This window comes from Marinobacter sp. CH_CUG1437-1, assembly GCF_037029655.1.
Classification (GTDB): Bacteria; Pseudomonadota; Gammaproteobacteria; order Pseudomonadales; family Oleiphilaceae; genus Marinobacter; species Marinobacter salsuginis.
Genome location: NZ_JAYMEW010000002.1, coordinates 1 through 14733, shown reverse-complemented (window position 1 = coordinate 14733; position 14733 = coordinate 1). Strand labels below are relative to the sequence as shown.

The 14733-nt window shown below is 48.3% G+C and carries 12 protein-coding genes; 8 read left to right on the top strand and 4 right to left on the bottom strand.

The window, feature by feature from the left end:
* Window positions 1-11 precede the first annotated feature (11 nt).
* The 5 genes from WA411_RS05440 to WA411_RS05420 all read left to right on the top strand — a co-directional run bounded on the left by WA411_RS05440 (window position 12) and on the right by WA411_RS05420 (window position 4632).
* Window positions 12-1052, top strand: a complete 1041-nt coding sequence (locus tag WA411_RS05440; protein ID WP_291908605.1) for a zinc-binding alcohol dehydrogenase family protein — start codon at window positions 12-14, stop codon at window positions 1050-1052.
* Window positions 1053-1482: 430 nt separating this feature from the next.
* A complete protein-coding gene (locus WA411_RS05435; RefSeq protein WP_291908602.1) occupies window positions 1483-2067 on the top strand; it encodes a protein tyrosine phosphatase-like domain-containing protein in 585 nt (194 codons plus the stop codon).
* 93 nt (window positions 2068-2160) lie between these two features.
* Window positions 2161-3168 (top strand): AraC family transcriptional regulator, encoded by a 1008-nt coding sequence (locus WA411_RS05430; RefSeq protein ID WP_291908600.1) that lies wholly within the window; start codon window positions 2161-2163, stop codon window positions 3166-3168.
* A 105-nt stretch (window positions 3169-3273) separates the two neighbouring features.
* Window positions 3274-4116, top strand: a complete 843-nt coding sequence (locus tag WA411_RS05425) for an NmrA family NAD(P)-binding protein (RefSeq protein ID WP_291908597.1) — start codon at window positions 3274-3276, stop codon at window positions 4114-4116.
* 99 nt (window positions 4117-4215) lie between these two features.
* Window positions 4216-4632 carry a hypothetical protein gene (locus WA411_RS05420; RefSeq protein ID WP_291908595.1) on the top strand — a complete coding sequence of 139 codons (417 nt, stop codon included), beginning with the start codon at window positions 4216-4218 and terminating at the stop codon, window positions 4630-4632.
* Between the two features lie 371 nt (window positions 4633-5003).
* On the opposite strand, the gene WA411_RS05415 is transcribed toward WA411_RS05420, so the two are convergent.
* From WA411_RS05415 to WA411_RS05405, 3 genes are all read right to left on the bottom strand, one after another.
* Window positions 5004-6017 carry a sensor domain-containing diguanylate cyclase gene (locus tag WA411_RS05415; RefSeq protein ID WP_291908593.1) on the bottom strand — a complete coding sequence of 338 codons (1014 nt, stop codon included), beginning with the start codon at window positions 6015-6017 and terminating at the stop codon, window positions 5004-5006.
* Window positions 6018-6728: 711 nt separating this feature from the next.
* Entirely contained in the window at window positions 6729-9167 is a 2439-nt protein-coding gene (locus WA411_RS05410) for a hypothetical protein (protein ID WP_291908591.1), read from the bottom strand.
* A gap of 98 nt (window positions 9168-9265) precedes the next feature.
* Window positions 9266-10612: an esterase/lipase family protein gene (locus WA411_RS05405; protein ID WP_291908589.1), complete on the bottom strand. Its 1347-nt coding sequence runs from the start codon at window positions 10610-10612 to the stop codon at window positions 9266-9268.
* Between the two features lie 375 nt (window positions 10613-10987).
* Between WA411_RS05405 and WA411_RS05400 the strand changes: the two genes are divergently transcribed.
* Window positions 10988-12055, top strand: a complete 1068-nt coding sequence (locus WA411_RS05400) for a hypothetical protein (RefSeq protein ID WP_291908587.1) — start codon at window positions 10988-10990, stop codon at window positions 12053-12055.
* A gap of 31 nt (window positions 12056-12086) precedes the next feature.
* A complete protein-coding gene (locus WA411_RS05395; protein ID WP_291908584.1) occupies window positions 12087-13172 on the top strand; it encodes a hypothetical protein in 1086 nt (361 codons plus the stop codon).
* 194 nt (window positions 13173-13366) lie between these two features.
* Here WA411_RS05395 and WA411_RS05390 read toward each other — a convergent pair whose 3' ends face one another.
* Entirely contained in the window at window positions 13367-13930 is a 564-nt protein-coding gene (locus tag WA411_RS05390) for a ParB/RepB/Spo0J family partition protein (protein ID WP_291908581.1), read from the bottom strand.
* Between the two features lie 311 nt (window positions 13931-14241).
* Here WA411_RS05390 and WA411_RS05385 point away from each other — a divergent pair.
* Window positions 14242-14733, top strand: a 492-nt coding sequence (locus WA411_RS05385) for a hypothetical protein (RefSeq protein ID WP_336119305.1), incomplete at its 3' end; no start/stop codon positions are given.

The window sequence follows — 14733 nt, the reverse complement described above, 5'->3', positions numbered from 1 at the left end:
TGGAGAAAAGCATGAAAGCTGTCGGATACACTGAGTCACTACCCATCGACGATCCGAAATCGCTGCAGGATGTTGAGTTGCCCAAACCAGTTGCTGAGGGCAGAGACCTCTTGGTGCGGGTCAGGGCGATTGGCGTCAATCCGGTTGATTGCAAGGTGCGGAAGCGGGCGGCGGCTGAAGCGGGGCAATTTAAAATTCTGGGCTGGGACGCCGTCGGCGAAGTTATCGCGACGGGCGAGGACGTTTCATTATTCAAACCGGGCGATGAGGTGTACTACGCAGGCGATGTTACCCGCCAGGGGAGCAATGCAGAGTATCAGATCGTTGATGAGCGAATTGTAGGTCGTAAGCCTGCCAGCCTGAGTGATGCGGAGGCGGCAGCACTGCCGTTGACTACCATCACCGCTTGGGAAATGCTCTTCGACCATTTGGGCCTCGAACAGCAGCAACCAGAGAAAATCAGTCCAACTAAAGACGTTATTCTGGTAGTTGGCGCGGCTGGTGGCGTTGGTTCCATACTGATCCAGTTGGCCAAGAAACTCACAGGCGCCACCGTGGTTGCCACGGCCTCCCGGCCTGAATCTCGCCAGTGGGTTGAATCACTGGGCGCAGATTTCGTGATAAACCACCGCGAGTCTCTGCAGCAGCAGATTGACCAGCTCGTGTCTGACAACAAAATCAGTCCCATTACTCATGTCGCGAGCCTTAATGCGACGGAGCAGTACTTCGATGACTACGTGGCGGTGCTCAAGCCATTTGGCAAAATCGCCATGATTGACGACCCGAACACTTTGGATGTGATGAAAATCAAGCCGAAGAGCCTGTCGCTTCATATTGAGTTCATGTTCGCTCGCTCCATGCACAGCGCCGATGATGTGCAGGTACAGCACGATCTGTTGGAAAAAGTCGCGAGCCTGGTCGACGAGGGTCACATTCGCACAACCGCCGGAAAGAATCTCGGGCTGATCAATTCGGGGAATCTGCGTTCAGCGCACGCCGAGCTGGAAGGTGGCACAGCGATAGGTAAGATTGTATTGGAAGGTTTTGAATAACCTGTCCAGAAAAACGTGCAAAAAAGGGTGACCCTCAGGGCCACCCTTTTTTGATTTACACCTGACAAACCGTTGATCCTTAACCGGCCAACGGTTTGCCCTCTTGTTTTGCGGGCGTTTGGGTTTTGGCAACTAAGAACCTCAGGGCAACTGCCAGGGTGAAAAATGCTGCCAAGCCGCCGAACAGAGTAATTAAGGGAAAAATGTTCATGGGGTAAAACCTCCAAACGATCCGTTGTCGGCTAGACCTCATTTACTCAGAAGTATTGCCGAAACTAGTGTGTAAGCTCAGTATTAGTATACGAGGAAGATGTGCACTGGTTTGTAGGCAGAAACCATTACCGCGCGTATGGACATACCCCTATATCCAGGGAAAAGGGGTAAACAACCAGTTGTTTATTGAACGGTTAGGTGTATTTGAGGGCACTGTATGCAGCCGAAAGCAATAACTCGTTATAACCTCGCCCAGCTGATCTTACAGGGCCTGATCGTGCTGGTGTTGATCCTGTCAGTGGCTGGTTCGGTCAAACTTATCTGGTTAGTGCTCGCCATAGCCTTGTCTCAGATATTGGCTGTGATTGAGGTTATCTCGGCCGCCAAAGGCAGTACAGGGTCAACGTTGGCCGCAAGCAGTATTCAGGTTGGTGCCCGGATCGCAGTTTCTGGTCTCCTGTTCTTTTTCCTGCCGGTGGGGCCGCACTGGATGGTTATGCTGTTGGGCGTGGCGTGGGCTGGCGCGGATACGTTGCGCTACCTTTACTACCTCCAAAAAACCAACCGTGTTTGGGCGTGGCTCCGATACAGCGGTTTTATAGTGCTCTATCCAATGGGGATGACGCTGGAAAACATGATTGTATGGCGCCTCATGCAGCATTATCTCAGTGAGCCGTTGTGGTTCTTCCTGCCATTCTTATCCATATACCTCGTCTTCGCCCTAAAGATGTATCGATACATGATGGGCCAAAGACGACGCTTTTTGTCTCGTGAGGGCCGCGCGGATCCTCTCGCAGGATGAGCTAGACAATAAGGTGAGCTACGAAAAAGCACTGGAATCTCTCCCAGCTCAAGAAGTTGCACAATCACTCGAGTTTGGATTATTTATATCCTCATGGCCCAAATAACGTCACTGTATGTTTATAAAGTCTTAAGTCTGGCAACCTCGGGTGTCGAAACGGGGGACTTGATGGGCAAACTTGGCCTTTCGATGGAGGGCCCCATCGATCCGACCCAGATGGTGTCTTCATCGGAGTATTATGATTTTTTTGCTGCTCTGGTTGATCGTGACCCCAACGGCCTTTTATTACCGCTGAAGATCGGTGCCTCGATGCGAAGCGACGAGTACGGCGCTTTCGGTCTGGCCTGGAAATCCGCGCCGACCCTGCGCGGCTCTTTCAAACGGGCAGAGCGGTACGGGCATGTTCTGGGCAGTGCAGAGACGTATTCGCTTGAAGAAACCGCGGAGGGGTTCCTCTTCAACCTTGAGAAGGCTGGCGATGGTTGCCCTGGAATGCTGCTTTCCAATGAGGCCAGCATGGCTGCGGTGAACACCATCAGCAGAGAAGTCAGTTCATCGAACTTTGTTCCTTTGGCGATCTGTTTCAAGCATGCGCCGAGGGGCGATACCAGAGTTTACGAAACCCATTTCGGTTGCCCGGTTCATTTCGAGACTGGACGAGATGCTGTACTTGCGAGTAAAGAAAGTATTGAAAGTCCCAATAAACTGGGCGACGAGACGATTGCCCGGTTCTTTGACCAACATCTTGAACAGCAACTGAATTCGCTCAAAAGCGACATAGACCTGCAGCAACAAGTCAGGCGCGTTGTCGTGAACGTGCTCAGTGAGGGTGTGCCCAGGCTGTCACGGATTGCATCCGAACTGAAAATGGGCGCCCGGACGTTGCAGAGGAGGTTGTCGGAGCAGGGCTACTCCTTTCAGAACGTTGTTGATATGGCGCAGAGAGATCTCGCTCAAAGGCTGCTCCGGGAGACTGATTACAGTCTTGCCGAGGTGGCCTTTTTGACCGGTTTTGCGGAGCAGAGTGGATTTACTCGTGCTTTCAAGCGTTGGGCAGGGCAGACTCCTCGATCCTATCGACTTTCCTACCGTCGGTGCTGAGTCCCAAGTTGTCGCCCTCTGCACAAACTGTGACATGCTGAGGCAATAACACGCGACGCTGTTTCACGAGAATAGACTTGCACTTACATCAAAGGGAGCAAGTCAATGAAATCATCCAACCAGGCACATCAAACAATTCTTGTCGTAGGCGGTACCGGGAAAACCGGGAAACGCGTCGTTGATCAACTGAAAGATAACGGTTATGAGGTTCGAGTGGGATCCCGCTCGGCTATTCCATCTTTTGATTGGGGCAACGAGAAAGGCTGGGATGCCTGCCTTTCCGGTGTCACGTCGGCTTATATTACCTACTCGCCAGACCTCGCGATGCCGGGTGCCACGGACGCCATCCAGGCCTTTGTTGGCCTGGCAAAGCGACGCGGAGTGAAGCGACTCGTTCTGTTGTCCGGGCGTGGCGAAGCTGAGGCTCAAGCCTGCGAAGCCATTGTTCAGGAATCTGGCATCGAGTGGACCATTGTCCGCGCAAGCTGGTTCAACCAGAACTTTTCTGAAGGCGCATTCATCGACATGGTGTTAAATGGTGCCATTACTCTGCCAGCGGGCGACCAGGTCGAGCCTTTCGTTGATGTCGATGACATTGCAGACGTCGCTGTTGCTGCGCTGACTGAAGACAACCACAACGGCCGTATCTATGAAGTGACAGGGCCACGCCTCATAACCTTCGCCGACGTGGCCAAGGACCTTTCCCGCGCGACCGGCCGCGAAATTTCATTCATAGACGTGCCGCACAAGGCCTTTATCACCGAGATGGAGAACGCTGGAGCGCCCGAGGATGTGGTCTGGATGCTGGATTATCTCTTCGCAACGGTTCTTGATGGCCGCAACGCCCATTTGACCGACGGCGTTCAACAGGCTCTTGGCAGACCACCGAAAGACTTCGCTGCGTTCGCAGAGGAAGTGGCCAGGACCGGTATCTGGGAAGAACGCTGAAGGCGGCGGCGCCCGCAAAATCATGAAGGTTTGATAGTCGTTAACAGGGGCTGTCAAACCTCGTGCCCTTCAAAGTCTATAGCACAGAGAATATTAAAAATGCTCGATAAGATACTGTTAACCATATCAATTGTGCTTTACGCAATTGCTGTCCCGTATTTGGAAATTAACGACACCCATGTGTTCAATCCGGACTGGGTAGCCCACGCAAAATTGCACGAAGTCTGGCAGTTGATCACCAACTCTTCCCTTGGAGCGGTCGCCCTGTGGCTTACCTGGGTGTCTACTGATGGCAGGGGCAAAGCGAGTGTGATCGCACTATTAATCACCGGAGGGTTCCTGGCGGCTTATGCCATGCAGGGGTTGTACGACGGCTCGATGGTGCATCCGGATGGTACTGAGAAGACTGCGTTTGGCATTAATGTTGGCGTGATTGGATTCGGCTGGGTATTTGTGAGTTCCGTTTTCACACTCGTGAGAGCAGGGCGCCAAGATGTTGTTAGGAAGGCGATTTAAAGGCAACGAACCCAGCTCTGGAGAAATCTAGGGCTAAACAGTGATCGTGATGTCCGGCCCCACGGGGCCGGATTTTTTGTGTCTCTGAATCTAGCCCAGACAGATGGAATATAACTTCAACCATCCGCTTGGTCGCTGGTGCTTTCTTCAGGCGGTCTGGGGTTCAGAGGCAAAGGCACTCAATACACTTTCAAGCTTTTCAACCAGATCGCTATTCGTCAGCTCGCCGAGATCGACATCGAAGTTATCGAAAAAGCTTGGAATGCTGAGGCTGCCAACGACCTTGCCATTGAAAAACGGAGCAGGGTGGATTTATATAGGCTTTCAAGAGACTCCACGGCCCTTTGAGGATTCTAAACAGATGACAAAAATCAGCTTTGCTTGCGAGATTGCTTGACGCGATACATTTCCTGATCAGCTCGCGCAATAAGAGCTTCACGATCCGTCTCTCCCGGAACAGATACTACGACACCGACGCTGGCACCCTTATAAATCAAGCTCTCGCCATTCAGGTCAAACGTTCCAGATGTTGCTTCCTCAATTCGCTCGCGAATAATCCGACAAGTCTTAGCTGGATCACGACCTTCTGCGTGACCAACGAAAACAAACTCGTCACCTCCATACCGAGCCACGAAGTCGCTTTCTCTTAATTGGTTTGTGAGCCTCTGTGCGATTTGAAGCAAAAAACGGTCTCCTGCGTCGTGTCCATATTGATCATTAATCCCTTTAAAACCATCGAGATCAATGAATGCAAGAAACAGCTCTTCACCGCTACGCTGCCTGTAGGCGAGGCTTCTCGACAGCTCCTCAAAAAGGGCTCGTCGGTTTGGAATGCCCGTAAGCGGATCTGAAAGTGCCTGTGTACTGTATGCCAGGTTTTCTCTTTTCAACTGTTTAATAAGAAGGTCGCGTTCAATCTGGCGTGAAATAAGCTTGGCAAGCAGGGATAACAACCTGCCGGCTTCTGGACTGACGTCTACGCGAGATCCACTGGCACCGCACAAAGTCCCGTACAGAGCACCAGAGTCCAGGCAAATTGGTTCACTCAGGTAAGTCCCAATGCCCAGTTCACATGCCGCTTCTGAGTCACTCCAGGATTCTGCCACGTCGTTAGAAAATGGTTTTTCCTCGTCCAAGGCACGCTTACAGAGCGTGTCACTCCAATCAACTGACAGTCCCTCAGGTATGTTTAGCTGATGTGTCTTAGTGTTGTGGGAAAAGACGATGTATTGACGACCCTTGTCCTTATCTATTCGGGTCAGGTAGGTTGATTCAAGCCCAGTCACTTCTTCTAAAATCTCTAGGAAAGGCCGGACCAATTCTTCCATGTCGGAGCTTTCGGTGACAGCTACCGTTAGCCTATCCAGAATACTCTTTTCACTCATGTTCGCATCTCATCAAGGGCACATTTGTTCATGTATTCAGAAGCGCTCCAGCACGAACACCTGTATAACAAAATAACATCGACGATGATTTTTAGAAATCGGCAAGGGCATTCGGCAGACAAATGGACGACCACAGAAAGTGCTAAATTCCAGATACCACAAATCAAATACCTACCAGCCAAATTCAACACAAAGTGCTAAATAAACTTAAAGTAGATTCTTGAATGGCGCGTGCAATCTGGTTTCCACACAAAGTCCTAAATTCGGCGTCCGACTCGGCGTTCGGAATAGTCTCACCGGAACTGAAAGATTGGAGGCTAGCAACAAGCCTTGTGAGCAGGGGACGCAATGCAAACGAAAGCGGACAGTCAGAAACGATCGAATGATCGCAAACCGGATATTCGGGTTGGACAGTCAATACCGATGAAATGATCTTCGTTTGAGCCTATTGGATGAGGGAAACCTTAACCTAGGACACGACGCTGGGCGGTACCTATCCGCAACTTCAGCTAGCCCTATCAGGGACCCTAAATCTGTAAGAGGCGGCTACTTTTTAAAGAGTTGATGACTTAAATGGAATAGCTACGTTGACAGATTTCGGTGGCAAGGCATGCACTGCCCAAGAAAAATAACGCTTGCGATTTTAGGTACAGGAGCACTGCTTGCACTGGAGGGCGATCTCGGTAGAGGAGAATCAATTTTTAACTTTGTTTATTGCTTCTGGGTAAGCCCCGCAAGTCCAGCGATGAGAAATGAGCCCAGAATCCATCCAAGCAGTTTCTGAAAATAAAAGTAGACTTCGATACCTCCTTTAAGCGCAACATTCTCATGGCCTCGTAGCTCTACGATGGGCAAGAGAATATCTAAACTGTAGATTAGCCTATCACTGAAATCTGAAGCTAACCCAACATGTGATTGATTGGAAAAATGCAAAAGCGATGCCCCAATCAGAGCGAATCCCAAGACCCAAACCAGGGCCCGAAAATAGCGTCCGCCAATTCCATAACCGATGGTGAGGTTCAGGAGAGTCGAACCAAGCCATTTTGTAAGCCTTTTTTGTCGCCATGCCTCAATCCTTTCTTGCCTTCTGTTTTCATAAAGGATCCTGTTGGCCTTTGTTGAGTCGCCGGCGACTCTGAAGACCTCTGCCAGTTGAACAAAGGGTTGTGAACTGTATTCGGTATTTCTCTGGAGCCACTCTATATACCAACCAACATCACGTTTATTCATGTTTACATCTTCAAGACTGGATTCACGATTTTTGGAGATCCATCCTTGCGCACCATCACCACCTCCCAGATTCAGATACGTAAAACCGTCCAACTCAAGACTAGTGGGCCAGCTATCTACCCAACGTCGTTGGGATTGGTCCCAATCTCTCCTATCTTGTAATGCACCGACCTGAGCATTGCGAAGCTTTAAAATAGGCGTGTCGTCGAAAATCCAGTCATTCCTCGGTTCTTCTTTTGCGCCCAAACAAAGCTCTCCTCCAACCCGAGCACCACTCAGATCGGCGGAGCCTAAGTCATTGCCCGTAAGATTTAGGTTCGATTGTATTCGAACAAAGGCGGCTTGCAGTGGACCTTTGACCTTGCAATTTTTAATATTCAAATCGCCATTGATGATGAGATCACGAAAGTTAAAAAAATTTTCAATCGTGGAGAATTCAAAACTAACATCCCTGGAAACATGAGCCGAAGAAAGGTCCACGGAATAAAAGTGGGATTGACTTCTACATAGTAGTGAACCTGCTATCTGTATTGCGTGTAATTTTAAGGTGCCAAGGAAAGCCGATTCGGCTATAATCAATTGACGACCAATATGTGCTCCTGACAGTTCAACGTTGTCAAAACTAGATTCGTCTTTAAAAAGCAAGCTTCCCGCGCAATCAAAGCTGTTCATATTTAGAAGCCCGGTCACTTTTGATTTTGCGAAGCTAGTTAATCCAGAGACTTTTGTTTCGGATACGTCAACATTTACTAGTCGAGCTCCTTCATCAAGGAAAAGATTTCCTGAAATTTCTAGCGCCTTCAAAACAAGATCTTCTTTCACATGCGAGGTCGATAAATCTAGGTCCCCCCCGATTCGCGATCGATATAAAAAAATGTTTTTGAAAGTTGCTCCTTTATGCATTGATAGGAATCCGCCAATGACCGTTGAGACCATATCAAAGGTTTCAGTGACACTAGCTCCTGACATACTTACGTCGCCTTCGATTCTAGCGTCGGAAAAATGGATATCACGAAATTTTGCCCCTTCATTTAGTTTGACCTCAGGAGCCTCCATTCCATTCATGAGCAAGGACTCTGCAATCCTTGAAGTGGCAAACGTAACTTCACTTCCAATCCTTGCTCCTGTCAGGTCGACTAGGTCATATTTGCCCTCTTCATCCATAAATATGATGCTACCAACCTTTATGCAATTCATATTCAAGCTACGCCTAATATCACCGCTGCTAAGATAAAGGTTCTTTCCAATTGATGAATGCATTAAGTCGATGCCGCCAAAGATAGAAACTTTTTCAAGAAAGGCTGAGCTACCAACTTCCAACATCCCCATTCTGAGCTCCCCCTCTATCGAACTCGCCTCAAGGTCTAACCGCCCTCCAATTTTAGAGTAGTGTAGGCTCACGTTTTCTTTACAATACACTCCTTCCATAAGCACCGAATTTTCTATATACGCATTTGAGATATAGATATTTCCTTTGGTTCGTAGCCAGCTTAGGTTTAGCTGATGGCCGATGCGCGTATGACTTAGATCTAACTCAGCATTAGGTTTCGTTAGAAATGAGCCTTCCAGGGATAAAGTCGCTTCAATTTCGATAGCGCTCAAATTTAACGAGTCATCGAATCGACAATGATCGAGCCAGAGGTCGTGCCTAATATGACCATTCTCGAGATCTATTTTTTCTTGAAACCACGCTCCGGATATCCTGATGCCTTTTCTAGATACCTTTGAATTTAGCCCATCGGAAAAAAGAATTTCGTTGAGAAATTGAACTCGAAGTATCCTTTCTGGAGTCCATCTATTGACGTCATTCGCTGCTAGCAGTTTATCGGCTCTCGATTCACGATAATCGAAATCTGCGGGTTTGCCTGCGCATATTCTTTCCCATGCCCAACACTCGGCATTTGACCAGCTTTTATCCATAATTGTTTACTATCCGATTTTGGGTATGTTAGTTGACCTATAATAATTAATTACTTATTCTTGAAATTAATTCGAAAATAATTAAAAAAACAGTTTCCCTATTTTATAGTTTTAAACTGGTAAACCTTATCACTCTGATAGCGCTTGATTTTAATAGTAATCAAAATCGTTCGATGAGCTTTAAACAAATCCCTAATTGCGTTTTGGTCTAAACGTAGAGTCGCGATGTCTTCATCAGTGTAAGTTCTGTACCCGACTGGCCTACTCATAATATCTGGTGAGGCAGTAATACTGATGTTTAGATCGTCTGATTCTTGATCCAAAATTTTGGGAAGCTCGGTGCAATTGACAAGAAAGCTTCGGTAGGAGGGATCGTCACACCAAGCGTGTACGTTGGCTACCACGCTTTCTTGGATTAATCTCGTTCTGTGGCGGTTACGTCGACCACTGTCATCGTTAACAAAAAACTCAATAACATAGTCTTGAACAGAGGAACCTTGATTATCAATAACTCTAATTACAGTATTCTGGTAACTGTCATGGTGAGAGCCTCGTCGTCTTTCGGCCTTCTGAGTTACCTCTTGGTTGTGCTTCGTGAGCGTGTCTTGCCACTTGGAAAAATCACTATCCTCAACTTGTAAAGCTTCCCGGATGAGATTCCAGGTCGATTTCCTATGGGGCCCTCCGTCCTTCGCCGCAATGGAGCTGTGGTCCTCTTGATCGGCAATGCCAAAGGCTGTAGATCCGTGGTCCTGACGCCCAGTGATAGCGACGGACTCTTGAGCCATTGTGAAGTCGAGGTCGATTTTCGTTGCGTTTAAATTTGCGGTGGAGACCCTTACAGTCCCGTCGGTTCCGGGTTTGTTGGCAAGCGCAGATATCCCATTGTATCCGGTATTGCCAACCAAAACGGTACAGAGAATATAACCCGGACCATAGTATTGCTGATCGGCGAAAATGTCTTTTCCAGCAAGACTCCAAGAGTACGGGCTTGCTATTTCAAGACCTTTCAATATCTGGGTGCCGGTTTCGAATAGGCGAGTGCCTTTCCAACCTTTGATCGCACGCCCAATCATGCTCCTCCCGGTATGAGCGAGGGGAGAGCCAAAATTGGCCGGTGCCAACATCAACAGCCGTTTAATGGGCGAAGTCTCGGGTTTGAAATAGTTGGTGAGCCAGTGACGAACCAGTAGGCCTCCAGTGCTGTGAATAACCACATCCACACTTCGAGGAGCTGTCGGAAGCCCTTCCTTTAGCCAGGCTCTCTGCATAGCCTCAACAAGGTCGTTATAGCCAATCTCGTCATCTAAAGATATGTAGTCGGCGAGCCTTAGTTGGCGGACCCCCGATGAGTAGAGTCGATCCGGTCCGGGAGCTGTGAGTTTTCGTGCGAGTGGGTTGAACGATGAGGCCTCGTCGCTCCATCCATGGATAATAACCAGCATGGTACCTCCTATACCGATAGCTAAATCTGCCTCGTATAGGATTTATTTAGTCCACTTCCACTATTTGTTCAAAATATGATCACAAATTAAGCGAACAGGGTGACCTTACTAACAGAAAGTGGATCAGCTAGAGGGGGCAGGTCAACGGCTCACAGTCTGACCCGTTAAAGGGAGACATCGGTTCAGCTAACGGGGGTACTTTGAGCATGAAGAGCGATTAAGTTTGATTGCCACACCGATACTAGAATTATGCTCTATACAGGGCTACGCTCAATAAAGAACAGACGGAGTAGGGAAACTCCTTGGTTTTGTATTCCTTCCTTCCCACGCATTTCCTCTTGTTCCCTCACTTGAGCAACCTTTTGAGGAACACTCATGTCCGATCGTCCGATTATTGTTCTGGTTCACGGCATGGGCTCCCACGAGCCCGGCGAGATGACAAAAACCTTTGTTAAGGCAATAGACCATACTCTTACGCAGATTCAGGGGTTGAAAAGCAAGAGCATTGGTGACCTGGCAGAGATTGTTGAAATCAATTACAGCGGTTTTCTAGATGAGATGCGGCAGAAGATGGCGGACAATGCCAAGCAGGTCGGGGAGCGCCTGGCTGGAATCTCTTTGCTTCAGGGGCATGGTTTGGGTCAACTCACTTCGAAGTTAAACGCCTTCGAACAGGAGTTCGGTTCCGATGAGTTCTTCTACACACACTGGCTAGACGTGGTTTTCTATACGACTTTGCTGGGCGCAAAAATCCGAGTCGATATTGGTAAAAAGCTTGCCACCCTCGTTAGAGACTACATGCCAGAGCGTGAGATTCATGTTATTGCACATAGTCTTGGAACCGCTGCGGTTCATGACACGCTTTCCCAGCTATACAGAGGCGACTTTGTCGCTGACGATGAAATTCCAGATCTCGATCCCGAGACCCACAAACTCCAATCAGTCTGGACTATAGCCAATGTGGCGGCGTTGTTAAACCAAGTCACTAATATCAGTAATCCCTACAAATCTGTCGTGAACCCCGGTGATTCTGGTTGTGCAGTATACATGGCCAATATCAGACACCGTTTTGATCCCTTCACATATCCATGTCGGTTTGATCCGCCAAACGATGGTACTTGGATCGCTTTCGATGATTATGAAGCCGGGTATCAGTTGGTTGATATCGACGCTGTTACGCAATATAACACCCATGACTTTGAGCATTATTTGAACAACCCTAAAGTAGCTCTCCCACTATTGCGAGTCATTTTGCGAGTCATTCCAAAGCCTGCTGAACGCGATATCATTTTTGAGAAGTACAGGTCAAATCACCTTCTTGGAGCTGCGTCCGAGTTGAAGGACGCATTCAAAGGGCTTGAAGTGACCGATACCGGATCACTGAGAGCGTTTCTTCAGATAGCAAAAAAATTCTACGGCACGGTACAAGGCTTGAAATCTTGAAGCGTCCACTAGGGCGAGAGGGAAGGGCAAAATGAGAGTTTCGTTTTTCGCGCTTTTGGTGATGTTTGTTTGCCAGCCAGGTGTTGCACAAGAAAGCGCTGAAACAACCAAGGCAGGCATCTACTGTGACGGTATCACCCCTGTTGATTCTCCAAATTTCGAGAAATTGGCGGAGGCCAGTGCTGCCATTAACAGGAACTTTTGCAGTGCTCTTTTTAAACCTCTTGGTCGAGGTGGCTGGGCCGAGCTGCAAGCCTACGAAGCAGAGTGGCGAAAAATTTTGCTGAGCTTTGCAGAAACGTCTAGAAGTCAGGCGCTTCGAATCGCAGAAGTCGTATCGATAGAGAACTTTGATCGTCCATTCGCTCAGCTTCGTGAAAAGTTGAATCAAGACGATGTCAATTCAATGTCCTTACCGGGGTTTTCAGTTGATCGGGGCATCGATGGATCGGTCTTATTCCATTTTCAGGATCGCGCAGAAAGCGCCCGCATTCGAATGGGAGATAACGAGGCCTGTGTAGCTCAGTTCGAGAAAACGTGCGATGCGCTTCTTCAGGAGTATGGCCAAGCGTTTACTCAATATAAAAGCGCATACACTAAGATAACTGCGGGTCGGACACTAGACCAGATTGATGACCTCAGTGAAGACTGGGGGAGATTTTTACAGACTGCCCGGTCTCAAACTCTTTTTGACTTGGGTTTTAACACCCGACGTGAATCAAAGCATTTCCAACAAGGTTATTTGGTTGGCCCTCCAAGCCGGCAGTGGTTCTTTTTACATCCCAGCATCGTCTACGAGCATTTGTCCGAGGCACCTGATGGATTTGAAACCAAGCCCGGCATTGCGCTGGAAATCGTTGGCGTAAACTATTGGCGAGAGGAAGACTCGCCATTGCCTTTACCTTTTGGAGTATCCTTGGCCAGCTCTTTTGTCGATCGGCCCGACACAGATGATATTGGAATAAGTCTAATGTTTCACTTTGATAACCGGTACTCCTTCGGTGTTTCTCAATACGGTAGCGGCGAAACCGGCCTTTATTTCACAGTCGACCTTTTAAATGCGATCAACGACAAGAGGAAACTATTCTCGGCCTATAAAGACCGTATGTTGGATTAGCACAGAATCGAAGACATCGGTCAATCTATTCAGGAGATCTACGTCGTTGACGTAATGGCTATCTGCGAACAAATCCTCTGAAAGGGTGCCATCGGCTGCCTCATAGGCTTCCTGCCCGACAAATTTAAAGCTTGTGTCCTCAGCTGTAACATCGGTTTTCAGCAGCTTTTACCGCACAAATCGGGGAGAGGGGTTTACTCATCTTTTACCTCTGCGTAGACGGATTCCTGAGCCTTGTGATCGTCGCTGACGGTAAAGGCCACGACCATGTCAAAGCTCATCTCCTGTGCTCTGAATACGTCCAGAATCACCGGCGAGACAGCCCCAAGTTTCAGAAGCTTTAGGACTTTGGTGACAGGCTTACCGAATCGTTTCGCGATGTCCTCGATGGATCGTCCTGCACCCAGCATGGCCTTATGGGCAACGAAGCGGTCAGCGGGATGCATGTCCGAGCGATAGTTTTCGGCCAGACTTGCTTCAATGGCTTCGGATTCGGTCTTCACGACACATCGGACTGGAAAGTCAGCATTGATCTTTCCTTCGGCAAGAAGGTGGTTCAGGGCGCTGAGTCGACGTCCACCGGCAATAACCTCATACCGTCCCTCGGCATCGGATGATGAAATGACAATGAGATTCTGGAGAATACCCTGCGATTCGATCAGAGCGCGGAGCTGGGCTTCTTCTACTGCTGAGGTTTTAACTTTCCGGACGTTGAGCGGTGACAGGGTCAGATTCTTGAGTGAGATTTGAGTTTCCATTTCTTGATTCCTCTAAGTTAATTTCGCTGGTGTTCACTCTTAAAATCTCACGAAAATGGCCACGGCCAACCCCTAAAAAAAGTTTCTATAACAACAATATAGCTATAGGTTACCAGGTTTCCATAGCCACTCCCAATACCTTTGCCGAACCTAAATTTTGGGTCTATGGAGGACACTGAGAGATTTGTTTCTGGTCAGCTTCTTTGTCTGAATGGGTGCCGAAAAAATTTTTGGTGCTATATTGTTTGTGTGGGCTCATGGAAGTGGTCAGGAATAGACCGAGCGCAGAAATACAGGGAGTCCGAGTAATTATGAGTGAGAATAAAAAGTCTTTCCGGCAAAAGCTGCTGCCATCACTAGTAAAAGAATCGCATGAGATAACTCTAGGGCGTATACGTCTTATAGCGGCACTGGTAATGGGTGTTCTGATCCCTCTCTATTTTTTGATGGTTTCCGCAGGATCTCTTTCTGAGACCAGCACAGAGCTTTACTACAAAGCTTCAGCTCCCAGTGATGCTTTTCTCAAAATCCATCCAAATTTGAACGAATACAATGATTACGTTCTTTATACGGCTCTAGTCAGAAACCTTTCATTCAACCACACGTTCATCAATAAGCAGAGAATGAAAACCACCGTCATGATGATTGGGCTGGCCGTGATCAGTATCGGGCTAGCTTTTGTCGTTTTGGGATTTAATGAAGGAGGGCTTGAAGCTCAGGGAGAAGCTCAGAAAAACTGGAGTTTTAACCTGGTGGTAGGTTCCACAGGTCTCGCCACTATCTTAATCGGAACAGTACTTGTC